This is a genomic window from Mesoflavibacter sp. (genome assembly GCF_964226795.1).
Taxonomy (GTDB): Bacteria; Bacteroidota; Bacteroidia; order Flavobacteriales; family Flavobacteriaceae; genus Mesoflavibacter; species Mesoflavibacter zeaxanthinifaciens.
Genome location: NZ_CAXQQP010000007.1, coordinates 241,266 through 255,838, shown reverse-complemented (window position 1 = coordinate 255,838; position 14,573 = coordinate 241,266). Strand labels below are relative to the sequence as shown.

The following is a 14,573-nucleotide window of genomic DNA, read 5'->3' as shown; positions in this document are numbered from 1 at the left end:
ACATTAAATAAATCACTCTATTTTTAGATGAGACAACTTAAAATTACGAAGCAGGTTACTAACAGAGAAACTGCTTCTTTAGACAAGTATCTTCAAGAAATTGGTAAGGTAGACCTTATTACTGCAGATGAAGAGGTAGAGTTAGCACAACGTATTAAAGCAGGAGACCAAGTAGCATTAGAAAAATTAACTAAAGCTAACTTACGTTTTGTTGTATCGGTTGCTAAACAATATCAAAACCAAGGTTTAACATTACCAGATTTAATTAACGAAGGGAACTTAGGTCTTATCAAAGCTGCACAACGTTTTGACGAAACTCGTGGTTTTAAATTTATATCTTATGCTGTATGGTGGATTAGACAATCTATTTTACAAGCGTTAGCAGAGCAATCTAGAATCGTACGTTTACCTTTAAACAAAATTGGTTCTATTAACAAGATTAATAAAACCTTTGCATTTTTAGAGCAAGCACACGAGCGTCCACCAAGTGCAGAAGAAATTGCAAAAGAGTTAGACATGACTATTAACGATGTTAAAGAGTCTATGAAAAACTCTGGTCGTCACGTAAGTATGGATGCACCTTTAGTAGAAGGTGAAGATTCTAACTTATATGATGTATTAAACTCTGGCGAATCACCAAACCCAGATAGAGAATTATTACACGAATCTTTACGTACAGAAATTGAACGCGCTTTAGAAACGTTAACACCTCGTGAAGCAGATGTAATAAGACTTTACTTTGGTTTAGGTAACCAACATCCAATGACATTAGAAGAAATTGGAGAAACTTTTGACCTTACCAGAGAACGTGTAAGACAAATTAAAGAAAAAGCTATACGTAGATTAAAACATACGTCTAGAAGTAAAATATTAAAAACTTACTTAGGATAATAAGTACGTTTTTTACCCTAACAAACAGTTAATCATAACTGTTCGTTTTTTGATTGATGAAAGAACCCGAAGCTGATTACTTCGGGTTCATTTTTTTTATTATATTAGTAATAGCCCTAAATACATTGTTAACAATGAAAACTATATGTTACATCAGTAATTTTGGTAAAAACTTAGACAGCAAAACCATAGATACTTTAACAAAAAAAGTAAGTTTAAAAAACAATAAGCTAGGTGTAACTGGTCTATTAATAATAAAAGACAATCATTTTTTTCAGATAATAGAAGGAGAATCTCATATAATAGATGAACTATTTGATAAAATAAGCATAGACAAAAGACACAACAATCTAATAAAGCTTCTAGAAACTCAAATAGAAGACAGAATATTTGATGATTATAACTCAGGTGATTTTCAAATAGTAAAAGACTATTCTAATTTGAAAAAACTATATTTGTATTTTAACTGGATTAAAGAAGCAGAGTATATTCCAGCTATCGAAATAATCAATTTAACTACAAATTTTTTAAAGTTTAGTCACTAATGAGTAAATGTTACATAGCGCCTTCAATGCTAGCTGCCGATTTTGGCAACCTTCAACGAGATACAGAAATGGTTAATAATAGTGAAGCCGATTGGTTTCATATAGATATAATGGATGGTGTTTTTGTTCCAAACATTTCTTACGGAATGCCTGTTTTAAAAGCCATATCTAAACACGCTAAAAAAACTATTGATGTACACTTAATGATTGTAGATCCTGATAGATATATTAAAACATTTGCAGATTTAGGAAGTGATATATTAACGGTACATTATGAAGCTTGTACGCATTTACACAGAACAGTTCAAGCTATTAAAGCAGAAGGTATGAAAGCTGGTGTAGCTCTAAATCCTCATACCAACATAAATGTTTTAGAAGATATTATTAACGATATTGATTTAGTATTAATCATGAGTGTTAATCCTGGTTTTGGAGGACAAAGCTTTATAGAAAACACTTACAACAAAGTAAAACAACTAAAGCAACTAATAGCAGATAAAAACGCTAACGTTATGATTGAAATTGACGGTGGTGTAACTAATAAAAATGCAAAGCAATTAGTAGATGCAGGTGCAGATGCATTGGTAGCTGGTAGTTATGTCTTTAAAAGCGACAACCAAACAGAAACAATTAAAGACTTAAAAGCTTTAGCTAATTCTTAAATAATAGATAAAGGCTACCAATTGGTAGCCTTTATCATTTTTAACCCTTAAACAAATTTTAGTACTGATTAATTAGATATTTAATCAAATCAGTTGTGGTTACTATGCCAACTAAAATTTCGTTATCTACTACTGGTAAGGCATGAAATTCTTTTTCTGCTAAAATTTCTGCAACCTCTTTTATGGTTGTATCACTAGAAACTGTAATCAATTTCTTAGCCATTACCTGTTCTATTGTAAACATATTATATACTACAGTATCTACGTCTTCTGCATAATCATCTATTGCGTCTGCAAAACTAATACGTAATAAATCGGTATAGCTTAACATACCAACAATCTCTTTTCCTGATACTACTGGAATATGTCTAATATTGTTTTTTTTAAATAAGCTCTCTGCTTTTTCTAAGTCATCATTAGTTTTTAACGAGATGACATTTTTTGTCATTATTTCTGAAATTGGTGTTCTTTTTTTCATCATTTAAGGCTTTAAATTCTACAATAAATTTAAAATTTAAAACCCTTAAAAATTATGATAAAAGTCAGTAAATTAATAATTAGCAAAATTGAAATTAAGCATACGCTTTACAAGTCTATACAACTCAGGAAATTGTCTTTTAAACTCACCTGGAGTTTCAATAAAAGTTTCTATAATGACTGACAAAAACTCAAATTGATTGGTATAAGCATAATCTCTAAAATATTCAGATTCTATTAGACGATTTTTATAATCTTCATTTGTCTCTATAAAATGTGCAATATCAGAAAACCCATTAATAAAAATAGCTGCTTTAAGTCCTTTTTGATTTAAACAATCCAAATGCATTGCATGTACAAATTCATGTATTGCCACATTAAAATTATCATTGTCTATAGAGTAACCGTGTAAAACATCTTCCCAAGACAATACAATTGCTTTATAAGATGGGTTAAACTCACCTTTATGCATGTTTTCATTAAGTTTAGAATAAAAAGCTGTAGGATACAATAAAACCTTATCAAGAAGTTTAATCCTGTAGTTTCTAAACCCAAAATTAAGCAGTGAAGATGTTGCAGCTATAATCACCTTCATTTGTTCTGTAACTTGCAGCTCTTGCTTTCCTATAAAAGTAGTTTCTTTTAAAAATGTAGCTACACGATGCTCAAAAAACACTTGATGTTTTGTTGAGAGTTTTCTATAGAAAGTATATTCGTTTTTTAAAATAGAAAGTTGTAATGGTGTTAGCTTTTTTAGTTTAAAATATACATGATTAAACAGTGGTTTTTTAAAACGTGAAGCATAAAAAAACTGAAATGCTCTAGCTAGTTTATACACTATAAAAATTGCAATTAAAACAACACCAATTGGTATGATATATTCATAAATTAGTTGTCTTTCTAACTCTTCTTGTTGTTTTGTTTGAAGTAATAATTGCAACAACATTAACTAAATAGGTTTCTTTTTTGATGAATTTGTGACTGCGACAGGAGTCGAACCTACAACCGCTGGAGCCGAAATCCAGTGCTCTATCCAATTGAGCTACGCAGCCTTTTTTTAGTTATGCTAATTTAGCTTTAACAATATTAGAAATGGTTTTACCGTCAGCTCTACCTGCTAATTCTTTACTTGCCATACCCATAACTTTACCCATATCTTTCATACCGTCTGCACCAGTTTTTGCAATAATATCTTCTACAATTTTTGCTACCTCATCTTCACTCATTGCTTCTGGCAAAAACTGCTCGATAACTTTAGCTTCAGCTAACTCTGGCTCAGCCAAATCTTCTCTACCTTGATCGATATAAACAGCTGCGCTATCTTTACGTTGCTTAACTTGTTTTTGTAATAATTTAAGTTCTTGCTCTTCTGTTAACTCTTCTTTTGATCCTGTTTCTGTTTGTGCCAAAAGAATAGCAGATTTTACTGCTCTTAAAGCGGTTAAAGCGGTTTGATCTTTACTTTTCATAGCCTCTTTTAAGGCTGTCATTACTTTTGCTGATAAGCTCATTTTAATTTGTTTTTTTAAGAGTACGAAGATACTAAAAAGTGACTATTAATATTAAAAAACAAAACCCGAAAAGCTTGAGGGAACTTTTCGGGCTATAGTTATAATTAATGAATTAATTAAAAATCTTAATCTACATTATCGTGTAAAAATGAATTGTTATTTCTTAATTGAATATCATCATTATCATCTACACCTAATGTAGTTCTAGAAATATTTGTATCTGAAGAATGTTGTCTATCTTCTAACTCTAATCCTTGACGCTTGTACGCTGGTACTTTCTCTATATCATCAATTTTGGAGGTATTAAATTTATAATTAAAGTTCTTCATTTTTTTTCTACGCTCTTCTGCTCTACTTTTTAGTAGTTCTGAAATTGGCGTATTCATTGGATCTACTTCTACATCTGGTTGAATTTCTTTTGATTCTGCATCAGTCTCAACTGTTTTCTTTTCTAAAACAATTTCTTCTTGCTTTACTTCTGGTTTTGAATTTATAGCAGATTCTTTTATTTCGTAATCATCTAAAGCGTAACGTTTTTCTCCTGTCTCTGTATTTTCAGTAACAGGAATAACCTCTACAAAATCATTTACTTCTAAATCGGTTACATTGTCTGATAGATCCATAACTATTGGACCTTCGTCTTCTTCGGTAACTGGAGCAGATGTAGGTTCCTTTTCAGAAATAGGCATATCAAAACTAAGCATAATTTGCTGTTTGTTTTGCTCTTCTTCTATTGGTTTAGGCGCTTCTTTTTTTGCTGTAGAGGTAATCTTAAATTCTTGATTTTCGTCTAAATTAACATCTACTTCGTAATAAGTTACATCTAAGTTTTTTATAAACTCACTTGTAGGTATTAAGTCACGCTCTTCTATAGTTTGTTTTTTTACTTGATCCATTTCAAAAGAAGATAATGACTGTTTGGCTTCTTCTTCCTCTTCTTCTATTTCTAAAGTATGCTTAACAACTGGAGCTTCCTTCTTCTCTTCTAACTCAATATTTGGTAAGATTATAGCAGGATTTGGTTGTTCTCTGCTTAAATCTTGCTCCATACTCTGATCGTCTTCTAATGCATGAATTACTTTTTTTGCTTCAGTATTAGAAATTTCGTTTTGCTGTTCTACATCAAATCCTGTTGCAATTACTGTAACTGCAATAGACTCTTCTAAGCTTTCGTCTTCACCAACACCCATAATAATGTTAGCGCCATGACCTGCTTCATTTTGAATGTGGTCGTTAATTTCTCCAATCTCATCAATAGTAATTTCTTGAGCTCCAGAAACGATAAGCAACAATACGTTTTTGGCTCCTGTGATTTTATTATCGTTAAGTAATGGCGAATCTAATGCTTTTGAAATGGCTTCGTGCGCACGGTTTTGACCAGAAGCTGCTGCAGATCCCATAATTGCGGTACCACTATTACTTAATACAGTTTTTGCATCACGCAAGTCAATGTTTTGTGTATAGTGATGTGTTATAACTTCTGCTATACCACGTGCTGCTGTTGCTAAAACCTCGTCTGCTTTAGAAAAACCTGCTTTAAAACCTAAATTACCATAAACTTCTCTTAGTTTATTATTATTTATAACGACTAACGAGTCTACTTCTGCACGTAATTTTTCTATACCTATTTGAGCTTGTTCATTACGCATTTTTCCTTCAAACTGAAATGGCATTGTTACAATCCCAACTGTTAAAATGTCTAAGTCTTTAGCCATTTTTGCAATGATTGGTGCTGCTCCTGTACCTGTTCCTCCGCCCATTCCGGCTGTGATAAATACCATTTTTGTATTGGTATCTAACATCATTTGGATGTCTTCAAAACTTTCTACAGCTGCTTGCTCTCCAACGTTTGGATTTGCTCCTGCACCTAATCCTTCTGTTAAATTAACACCTAACTGAATTTTGTTTGGTACACCGCTACTTTGTAGTGCTTGTGCATCTGTATTACAAATTACAAAGTCTACACCTTTTATTCCTTGCTGAAACATGTGGTTAATGGCATTACTACCACCGCCACCAACACCAATTACTTTAATGACGTTAGATTGATTTTTTGGTAAATCAAATGCTATGCTTTCGAATTCGTTGTTGCTCATAAATTCTATTTTTACTGGATCAATTCTTATTTAATAGCGAATCTGTACTTTCGCTGTATATTCATTTTACTTATTCTGCGTTATCTAAAAAGTCTTTTACTTTTTCTGTTAACTTATCTAAAAACGACTTGCGTTGTTTTTTTGGCACTTCTATTTGTTCTTCTTCAGGCTTTTCTTCGTTTTCTTCTTTTACCGCTTGAATTTCTTCTTCAATAATAGCTTCTGCTTTTTTACGGTCTTGACGTTTTAAACCATCCATAACTAAACCTACTGCTGTTGCAAATAATGGACTTGTTATTACGTCGTCGCTATCGCCAGCCAAATGCTCATTTGGATAACCAATTCTGGTATCCATACCTGTAATATATTCTACTAACTGTTTTAAATGTTTTAATTGGCTGCCTCCTCCTGTTAAAACGATACCTGCAATTAGTTTCTTTTTTTGTTCTTCGTGACCGTAGTTTTTTATTTCAACATATACTTGCTCAATAATTTCTACGACACGCGCATGGATAATTTTAGATAGGTTTTTAAGGGTAATTTCTTTTGGTTCTCGTCCTCTTAACCCTGGTATTGAAACAATTTCATTATCCTTATTTTCTCCTGGCCAAGCACTACCAAATTTTATTTTTAGCAATTCGGCTTGCTTTTCTATAATAGAGCAACCTTCTTTTATATCTTCTGTAATTACGTTTCCTCCAAAAGGTATAACTGCTGTGTGACGGATTATTCCATCTCTAAATATTGCTAAATCTGTTGTTCCTCCTCCTATATCAATTAATGCTACTCCTGCTTCTTTTTCTTCTTGACTTAACACTGCATTAGCACTTGCTAACGGTTCTAAAGTGATGCCTTCTAAATTTAAATCTGCACTTTGTACACAACGACCAATGTTTCTAATAGAAGATACTTGACCTACTACTACATGAAAGTTAGCTTCTAATCTACCTCCATACATACCTATTGGTTCTTTGATTTCGGCTTGACCGTCAACTTTATATTCTTGAGGTAATACGTGGATTATTTCTTCTCCTGGAAGCATTACCAACTTATGTACTTGGTTTATTAATCGTTCTATATCATCTTCATCTATAACAGTCTCACTATTTGGACGTGTTATATAATCGCTATGTTGTAAACTTCTAATATGCTGTCCCGCTATACCTACTGTTACTCCTTCTATTTTTGTAGCTGCTGCAGCTTCTGCCTCTTGTATTGCTATCTGTATAGACTGTATCGTTTGCGTGATGTTATTGACAACACCACGATGCACACCTAAGCTTTTGGATTTACCTATACCCAAAATTTCTACTTTGCCATATTCGTTTTTACGACCAATCATGGCTACTATTTTAGTAGTTCCTATATCTAACCCTACTGCAATGTTTTGCTCCATAACTTATGCTTTTGTACAAACAACTTGGTTGCCAAATTGCAAGTTTACTTTACTGTATTTATCTAAAACTTTATCTTTTGTAGCTTTTATGTAAAAGGCTTTTAGATTACTTATCTTTTTTTCTAATTGTTTTATCTGCCCCAAATGCACTACAAATTTGGTTTGTCTTAATTTTAAGTCTATGCTGTTATTTTTATTTTGATGAATTTCTATCACGTTTTGTTTTAAAAATTCATCCTTTAATACGTAATCTGCTACTTTATAAACAATATCTAGATTACTTTTTTTTACAAAACCTGTTACAAAAGGAACACGTTCTGTATAATTTTTTGAAAGCGGCATGACACCACCATTACTATCTATATAATAACTATTATTACCTAAAACTCTAGCTATAGGTGTTTTTTGTTTAACCTTTGCTGTTAACTTACCTTCTACATTTACGTAAACTTCTGCAAACTCGATAATTGGGTTTTTATTTAGCGTCGACTCTAAACCATTCAAATCTAAAGTTTCTTTAGGCACATTTGTAACACCTTGTTGATTTTGTATTAACAATTTACTAACAGCTTCTTGGGTGATAAACAGGTTTTTATTGCCTATAAATTGAATATTAGGTTGAGATACTAAACGTTTTGAATTTCTTGCTGAAGAAAACGCATACAAAAACACTACTAAAATTAGCAGAACTATCATTTTTATGTAATTCCAATTAATTTTCATTTTCCAAAAGTGCTTCTTTTATTTTTAAGACTTGAGCTCCTATATCTCCTGCGCCAATAGTTAAAATTACATCGGCGTTACTTTGCTTTATTTGTGATATTAGATCTTCTTTATTAACTAATTTTTTATTACTATTTTCTATCAAACTTAACAGCCAACTTGAGGTTACACCTTCTATTGGCAACTCTCTTGCGGGATATATGTCTAACAATATAATTTGATCAAACTGTGATAAGCTTTTAGCAAATTGTGTTGCAAAATCTTGTGTTCTAGAAAACAAATGTGGCTGAAATACTGCCAAAACTTTCTTTTCTGGATACATCTCTCTTACCGCTTGGTGTACAGCATTTATCTCTTCTGGATGATGTGCATAATCATCTATAAACACTATTTTATCGGTTTTAATATGATAACTAAACCTACGCTTTACACCTTTGTAAGATGCTAATGCTTTGGCGAGCTGTTTGGTAGGGAGACCATATTCTACAGACATCGCCAGAGCAACTAAAGCGTTTGACAAATTATGTCTACCAGGTAGGTTAAACTCTATATTTTTAATTGTTGTATTTGGTGTTTGCACATCAAATACATACGTCCCGTTTTCTATTTTTATATTTTGAATGGAATAATCTGAATCATCTTCAATACCATAAGTTATTCCTTGAATTGGTAAACCATTTTTTACAAATAGCTTTCCGTTTGGTTTTATTTTTTTAGTAAAATCCTTAAATGTTTCTTGCAATTGTGATGCATCACCATAAATATCTAAATGATCTGCATCCATTGAAGTGACAGCAGCCATATCTGGACTTAAAGTTAAAAACGAACGATCAAATTCATCTGCTTCAACAACTGACACCTTATCTCCGTTTAAGATTAAGTTAGAATTATAATTTTCACTTATTCCTCCTAAAAACGCTGTTAATTTAACATCACAAGATTTTAACAAGTGACCTAAAATACTTGTTGTTGTTGTTTTACCGTGCGTACCTGCAACTGCTAAACAGAAAGTATTTTCTGTTATAATACCTAAAATTTCTGAGCGTTTTAAAACCTTAAAACCATTAGATTTAAAATAATTTAACTGCTTATGATCTTTAGGTATTGCAGGTGTATAAACTACTAAAGTTTCGTCTATATCTAAAAATGAATTTTCTATACAACCTATTTCATCTTCAAAATGAACAGAAATATTAAGAGCTTCTAAACTATTAGTAATTTCCGTTTGTGTCTTATCATAACCTGCAACATTTTTATTTTGCGATTTAAAAAAACGTGCTATTGCTGACATACCGATACCACCGATGCCAACAAAATAGATGTTATGTATATTTTTTAAATTCATTATTTATTTAGAAGTTTTTCTACTTCGTCTGCTATATCTTTTGTTGCGTTTGTTAACGCTAATTTTTTAATGTTTTTGCTAAACTGTTCTTGCTTTTCTGGGTTAGCTACTAACTGTCCAAACTTGTTTTTAAAGTCTACTTTTAAATCTTCTTGAGCAATCATCATCGCTGCATTTTTACTAACTATTGCATCTGCATTTTTAGTTTGATGGTCTTCTGCCACGTACGGTGAAGGCACAAAAACTACAGGTTTACCAACGATACATAACTCACTTACAGAACCTGCTCCAGCACGTGATATAATAAAATCTGCAGCTGCATAAGCATAGTCCATATTATTAATAAACTGATGTACTTGCACATGCTTTGTATGTCCGTACAGTTTGTATGTTTGATAATACAGCTTACCGCATTGCCAAATGATTTGTAGGTTTAAAGTTTGCAGATAATCTAGCTCACGTTCTATAAGTTCGTTTATTGCTTTAGCTCCTAAACTTCCTCCTAAAACTAGAAGTGTCTTTTTACCTTCAACTAAATCAAAATACTTAATAGCTTCTTCTCTTTTGCAAGAAATATCTAATAAGTCTTGTCTTACAGGATTACCTGTTTTAATAATTTTATCGGCAGGAAAAAAACGCTCTAAATTATCGTAAGCCACACAAATTTTATCTACTTTTTTAGATAATAATTTATTGGTTATACCAGGAAAAGAGTTTTGCTCTTGTATTAAACAAGGTATTCCTTTTGAAGCAGCAACTTGTAATAATGGTCCACTAGCAAATCCGCCTGTCCCTATAACGACATCTGGTTTAAATTGCTTTACAATTTTTTTAGCATTCCATAAACTACTAATCAATTTAAAAGGAAATGAAAGGTTTTTAAGTGTTAATTTTCTTTGTATACCTGAAATCCAAAGTCCTTTTATATCGTATCCTGCTTGAGGTACTTTTTCCATTTCCATACGGTCTTTTGCACCTACAAACAAAAACTGAGCATCTGGATAACGCTGTTTAAGCTCATTAGCAATTGCTACTGCTGGGTATATGTGCCCACCAGTACCGCCGCCACTTAGAATGATTTTATATGTTTTATCTTTTTTACTCACTGTCCTTAAATCGTTTCTGAAAGAATTTCTAAAGGATTATCACCTTCATCTTGTGATTGTTTTTCTTTTATTTCTTCGCGTTTTGCGCTAACACTTAATATAATTCCTATTGCCATACAAGTCATCCAAATACTTGTTCCTCCGCTACTAATTAATGGTAGTGTTTGTCCTGTTACCGGAAAAAGCTCTACCGCTACCGCCATATTAATCATTGCTTGAAATATAATTGGCAATCCAACACCAAGCACAACTAATTTTCCAAATATGGTATCTGCTTTTTGTGATACAATAACAATTCTAAAAAGTAACCATAGATACATTACCATTAAAAACAATCCTCCAATCAAACCGTATTCTTCTATAATTATTGCGAAGATGAAATCTGATGAAGATTGCGGTAAAAAATTCTTCTGAATGCTCTTACCAGAACCTAAACCAACAACACCTCCAGAAGCAATTGCTATTTTAGCTTTTTCAATTTGATAATCTTCTTCTGTATCTTCTCCGTTTGCAAAATTTTCAATTCTACTCATCCATGTATCAACACGGTTTGGCATTGCTTCTGGAAAGGCTTTTGCTATTAAAACAAAAAATGTTAATCCTACTAAACCTGCTGCGCCCATAGCTAACAAATAACGTAATGGATAACCTCCTAAAAACAATAACATCATTGACATTACAAAGATGATTGCTGTTGTAGAAAAGTTTGATGGTAATATCAATGCTAAAACGATAAACAACGGAATCCATAACGGTAAAATAGACTCTTTAAAGGTGATTGTTTTATCTTTTATTTTTGATAAATATCTCGCTATGTAAACCATTAACACAACCGAAGCTAATGTTGATGTCTGAAAAGACATATTTATAAACGGAATACGTATCCATCTACTTGCATTTGCGCCTTCTATGGTCGTACCTTGTAAAATGGTTACTATTAGTAGTACAAACACTAAAGGCATCATTACCATGGATAAACCTCTAAAGTAACGGTACGGCAATTTATGCACACCATACATTATTGCAAAACCTAAAAACAAGTGCATAAAATGCTTAACTAAAAATGCAAATGTATTACCACTACCACCAACATATGCCAAATTACTAGCAGCGCTATACACAGGTAAAAAAGAAAATATAGCCAATAGTGCTACAATAGCCCAAATTAGCTTATCTCCTTTAATATTATTTAGTATTGCTTTTTGCATTTATATTTAATTGTTTTACAAGTTTCTTACTGCTTCTTTAAATTGTCTACCTCTTTCTTCATAGTTTTCAAACAAATCAAAACTTGCACAAGCTGGTGACAATAACACGTTATCTCCAGATTCAGCAATTTTGTAGGCTATTTTTACAGCTTCACTCATAAACTGAGTTTCAACAATAACATCAACCATATTACCAAAGCTTTGTAATAACTTTTGATTATCAACACCTAAACAAATGATTGCCTTTACTTTTTCATTTACAAACGGAAACAACTCAGTGTAATCATTTCCTTTATCAACACCACCAACAATCCAAACTGTAGGCGCATCCATACTTTCTAAAGCAAAATATGTAGCATTAACATTTGTTGCTTTAGAGTCGTTAATGTATTGCACTTTATTAATTTTAAGCACTTGTTCTAATCGATGCTCTACACCTTGAAAGTTTTCTAAACTTTCACGAATAGTTTGTTTTCTAATTTTTAATAAATGCGAAACGGTTGAAGCCGCCATAGCATTTTTAGTGTTATGCTTACCGTCTAAGGCAATGTTTTTTGCTGGCATAATTATCTTGTTGTTATTTATTGTTATTATTATATTATCATTGTCCAAATACGCTCCATTTTCAACTTTTTTTGTTAGTGAAAATGGTAATAATGTAGATTGAATTGGATGCTTTTTTAGGTATTCTGAAATCACTTCATCATCTGCATCATAAATCAAATAATCGTCTTTAGTTTGATTTTGAGCTATTCTGAATTTTGATGTGATATAGTTTTCGAATTTGTAATCGTAACGATCTAAATGATCCGGAACAATATTGGTGATTACTGCAATTTTTGGTTTAAAATTGAAACAACCATCTAACTGAAAACTACTTATCTCTAGCACATAATTATGATAATTATGCTCTAAAACTTGCTTAGCAAAACTGTCGCCAATATTTCCAGCCAACCCAACATTAAGTTCTTGTTTTAACACATGATGTGTTAGCATAGATGTCGTTGTCTTACCATTACTACCAGTTATTGCAACTATTGTTGCATTTGTAAACTGGCTAGCAAATTCTATTTCAGAAATTACGGGAATACCTTTCTCTATAAGCGCCTTTACCATTGGCACTTTATCTGGTATTCCTGGACTTTTCATAACTACATCTGCATTTAAAATTTTAGCTTCTGTATGTTGTTGATCTTCCCATTCAATCTCATTATGTATAAGAACTTCTTTATATTTCTCTTTAATTTTTCCCTTATCGGAAACAAAAACTTCATAGCCTTTTTCTTTTCCTAAAAGCGCTGTTCCTACACCGCTTTCTCCTGCTCCTAATACAACTAATCGTTTCATTTTTCTATCTCAACTTCAGTGTAACTATTGAAATGATTGCTAGAAAAATTCCGACAATCCAAAATCGTGTTACTATTTTACTTTCGTGATAGTTTTTCTTTTGATAATGATGATGTAAAGGCGACATTAAAAATATGCGTCTACCTTCGCCATATTTCTTTTTTGTATACTTGAACCAGCTTACTTGCAGGATTACTGATAAAGATTCTGCGAAGAAAATTCCGCATAACACAGGAATCAATAATTCTTTACGAACAGCGATTGCTATTACTGCAATGACGCCACCAATTGTTAAACTTCCTGTATCACCCATAAACACTTGAGCTGGATATGTGTTGTACCATAAAAAACCTATCAATGCTCCAACAAAAGCAGAGGTAAAAATTACCAACTCGCCCAATCGTGGTATGTACATGACATTTAAGTAATCTGAAAAGACAATATTACCAGAGATAAAAGCGAAAATGGCTAGCGCAAAAACTATTATTGCACTACTTCCTGCTGCTAATCCATCTATACCATCTGTTAGATTTGCACCGTTAGACACTGCTGTTATTATAAAAATTACGATTGGTATAAAAATTAACCATGCGTACTTTGCATAATCATCTCCAAGCCATGTTATTAATTTTGAGTAATCAAACTCATTGTCTTTTACAAATGGTATAGTTGTTAAAAGCGATTGCTCTTCTGGATTAAACTCTCTTGGTGAATTTTGAGTGATTTTTTCAGTTTCAAATTGTGGATTAATTTTTTCTTGCTTAATAGTAACTCCTGGATGAAAATACATTACAGCTCCAACAAATAAACCTAAGCCAACTTGCCCCATTACTTTAAACTTTCCGCTTAAGCCTGCCTTATCTTTTTTAAAGACTTTTATATAATCATCTGTAAAACCAACTGCGCCCATCCAAAGTGTTGTAACTATTAACATGATTACATAAATATTATCCAATCTTGCTAATAATAACACAGGAATTAATGTTGCTAAAATGATAATAATTCCTCCCATGGTTGGTGTACCAGCTTTTTGCATTTGTCCCTGTAAACCTAAATCCCTAACAGACTCTCCAACCTGCTTTTTTTGAAGCATAAGGATTATTTTTTTTCCGAAAATAGTAGAAAACAACAACGACAAAATGATAGCTAAAGCGGCTCTAAATGTGATAAATTGAAACACACTTGCGCCTGGCATTTGATATTGTTCTTCTAAAAATTCGAATAAATAGTATAACATTCTTTATTTATTTTTTTGCAGCTTAAACT

Annotated in this window: 14 protein-coding genes and 1 tRNA gene; 3 read left to right on the top strand and 12 right to left on the bottom strand. The window is 32.1% G+C overall.

From position 1 onward, the window contains the following. Nucleotides 1–27 precede the first annotated feature (27 nt). From ACEQT4_RS06395 to rpe, 3 genes are all read left to right on the top strand, one after another. Entirely contained in the window at nt 28–891 is an 864-nt protein-coding gene (locus ACEQT4_RS06395) for an RNA polymerase sigma factor RpoD/SigA (RefSeq protein ID WP_013869172.1), read from the top strand. Between the two features lie 134 nt (nt 892–1,025). Next, a complete protein-coding gene (locus ACEQT4_RS06390) occupies nt 1,026–1,436 on the top strand; it encodes a BLUF domain-containing protein (RefSeq protein WP_370226604.1) in 411 nt (136 codons plus the stop codon). Beyond that, the gene (gene rpe / locus ACEQT4_RS06385) at nt 1,436–2,098 is read left to right on the top strand and encodes a ribulose-phosphate 3-epimerase (protein WP_370226603.1); all 663 of its coding nucleotides are present in this window, start codon (nt 1,436–1,438) and stop codon (nt 2,096–2,098) included. Before ACEQT4_RS06390 ends, rpe begins: the two co-directional genes overlap by 1 nt. Nucleotides 2,099–2,156: 58 nt before the next feature. On the opposite strand, the gene ACEQT4_RS06380 is transcribed toward rpe, so the two are convergent. The 12 genes from ACEQT4_RS06380 to mraY form a co-directional block, all read right to left on the bottom strand. Beyond that, nucleotides 2,157–2,576 (bottom strand): CBS domain-containing protein, encoded by a 420-nt coding sequence (locus tag ACEQT4_RS06380; RefSeq protein ID WP_223077453.1) that lies wholly within the window; start codon nt 2,574–2,576, stop codon nt 2,157–2,159. A 72-nt stretch (nt 2,577–2,648) separates the two neighbouring features. Beyond that, the gene (locus ACEQT4_RS06375; RefSeq protein WP_370226602.1) at nt 2,649–3,521 is read right to left on the bottom strand and encodes a zinc-dependent peptidase; all 873 of its coding nucleotides are present in this window, start codon (nt 3,519–3,521) and stop codon (nt 2,649–2,651) included. A 32-nt stretch (nt 3,522–3,553) separates the two neighbouring features. After that, nucleotides 3,554–3,627: transfer RNA gene (locus ACEQT4_RS06370), tRNA-Arg, on the bottom strand. A 9-nt stretch (nt 3,628–3,636) separates the two neighbouring features. Then, on the bottom strand, nt 3,637–4,086 hold the full coding sequence (locus ACEQT4_RS06365; RefSeq protein ID WP_370226600.1) for a GatB/YqeY domain-containing protein: 450 nt from the start codon (nt 4,084–4,086) through the stop codon (nt 3,637–3,639). A gap of 125 nt (nt 4,087–4,211) precedes the next feature. Continuing rightward, on the bottom strand, nt 4,212–6,182 hold the full coding sequence (gene ftsZ / locus ACEQT4_RS06360; protein ID WP_370226599.1) for a cell division protein FtsZ: 1,971 nt from the start codon (nt 6,180–6,182) through the stop codon (nt 4,212–4,214). Nucleotides 6,183–6,252: 70 nt separating this feature from the next. Further along, nucleotides 6,253–7,578, bottom strand: coding sequence for a cell division protein FtsA (gene ftsA, locus ACEQT4_RS06355; protein WP_027881029.1), 1,326 nt, complete (start codon nt 7,576–7,578; stop codon nt 6,253–6,255). 3 nt (nt 7,579–7,581) lie between these two features. Continuing rightward, the gene (locus ACEQT4_RS06350) at nt 7,582–8,274 is read right to left on the bottom strand and encodes a cell division protein FtsQ/DivIB (RefSeq protein ID WP_317044634.1); all 693 of its coding nucleotides are present in this window, start codon (nt 8,272–8,274) and stop codon (nt 7,582–7,584) included. Between the two features lie 16 nt (nt 8,275–8,290). After that, on the bottom strand, nt 8,291–9,646 hold the full coding sequence (murC, locus tag ACEQT4_RS06345) for a UDP-N-acetylmuramate--L-alanine ligase (protein ID WP_370226598.1): 1,356 nt from the start codon (nt 9,644–9,646) through the stop codon (nt 8,291–8,293). Continuing rightward, nucleotides 9,646–10,752, bottom strand: a complete 1,107-nt coding sequence (gene murG, locus ACEQT4_RS06340; RefSeq protein ID WP_370226597.1) for an undecaprenyldiphospho-muramoylpentapeptide beta-N-acetylglucosaminyltransferase — start codon at nt 10,750–10,752, stop codon at nt 9,646–9,648. The genes murC and murG overlap by 1 nt, the downstream gene beginning before the upstream one ends. 5 nt (nt 10,753–10,757) lie before the next feature. Beyond that, on the bottom strand, nt 10,758–11,960 hold the full coding sequence (locus ACEQT4_RS06335; protein WP_370226596.1) for an FtsW/RodA/SpoVE family cell cycle protein: 1,203 nt from the start codon (nt 11,958–11,960) through the stop codon (nt 10,758–10,760). 15 nt (nt 11,961–11,975) lie between these two features. Further along, nucleotides 11,976–13,307, bottom strand: a complete 1,332-nt coding sequence (murD, locus tag ACEQT4_RS06330; protein ID WP_370226595.1) for a UDP-N-acetylmuramoyl-L-alanine--D-glutamate ligase — start codon at nt 13,305–13,307, stop codon at nt 11,976–11,978. A gap of 4 nt (nt 13,308–13,311) precedes the next feature. Continuing rightward, nucleotides 13,312–14,544, bottom strand: coding sequence for a phospho-N-acetylmuramoyl-pentapeptide-transferase (mraY, locus tag ACEQT4_RS06325; RefSeq protein ID WP_027881023.1), 1,233 nt, complete (start codon nt 14,542–14,544; stop codon nt 13,312–13,314). Nucleotides 14,545–14,573: the final 29 nt, after the last annotated feature.

Excerpts from the sequence above, each read along its gene's own strand:
- ACEQT4_RS06335 (WP_370226596.1), bottom strand. The coding sequence starts at position 11,960 with ATGCAAAAAGCAATACTAAATAATATTAAAGGAGATAAGCTAATTTGG.
- ACEQT4_RS06350 (WP_317044634.1), bottom strand. The coding sequence starts at position 8,274 with ATGATAGTTCTGCTAATTTTAGTAGTGTTTTTGTATGCGTTTTCTTCA.
- ftsA (WP_027881029.1), bottom strand. The coding sequence starts at position 7,578 with ATGGAGCAAAACATTGCAGTAGGGTTAGATATAGGAACTACTAAAATA.
- ACEQT4_RS06390 (WP_370226604.1), top strand. The coding sequence starts at position 1,026 with ATGAAAACTATATGTTACATCAGTAATTTTGGTAAAAACTTAGACAGC.
- ACEQT4_RS06365 (WP_370226600.1), bottom strand. The coding sequence starts at position 4,086 with ATGAGCTTATCAGCAAAAGTAATGACAGCCTTAAAAGAGGCTATGAAA.
- ACEQT4_RS06375 (WP_370226602.1), bottom strand. The coding sequence starts at position 3,521 with ATGTTGTTGCAATTATTACTTCAAACAAAACAACAAGAAGAGTTAGAA.
- mraY (WP_027881023.1), bottom strand. The coding sequence starts at position 14,544 with ATGTTATACTATTTATTCGAATTTTTAGAAGAACAATATCAAATGCCA.
- ACEQT4_RS06380 (WP_223077453.1), bottom strand. The coding sequence starts at position 2,576 with ATGAAAAAAAGAACACCAATTTCAGAAATAATGACAAAAAATGTCATC.
- murD (WP_370226595.1), bottom strand. The coding sequence starts at position 13,307 with ATGAAACGATTAGTTGTATTAGGAGCAGGAGAAAGCGGTGTAGGAACA.
- rpe (WP_370226603.1), top strand. The coding sequence starts at position 1,436 with ATGAGTAAATGTTACATAGCGCCTTCAATGCTAGCTGCCGATTTTGGC.
- murC (WP_370226598.1), bottom strand. The coding sequence starts at position 9,646 with ATGAATTTAAAAAATATACATAACATCTATTTTGTTGGCATCGGTGGT.
- ACEQT4_RS06395 (WP_013869172.1), top strand. The coding sequence starts at position 28 with ATGAGACAACTTAAAATTACGAAGCAGGTTACTAACAGAGAAACTGCT.
- ftsZ (WP_370226599.1), bottom strand. The coding sequence starts at position 6,182 with ATGAGCAACAACGAATTCGAAAGCATAGCATTTGATTTACCAAAAAAT.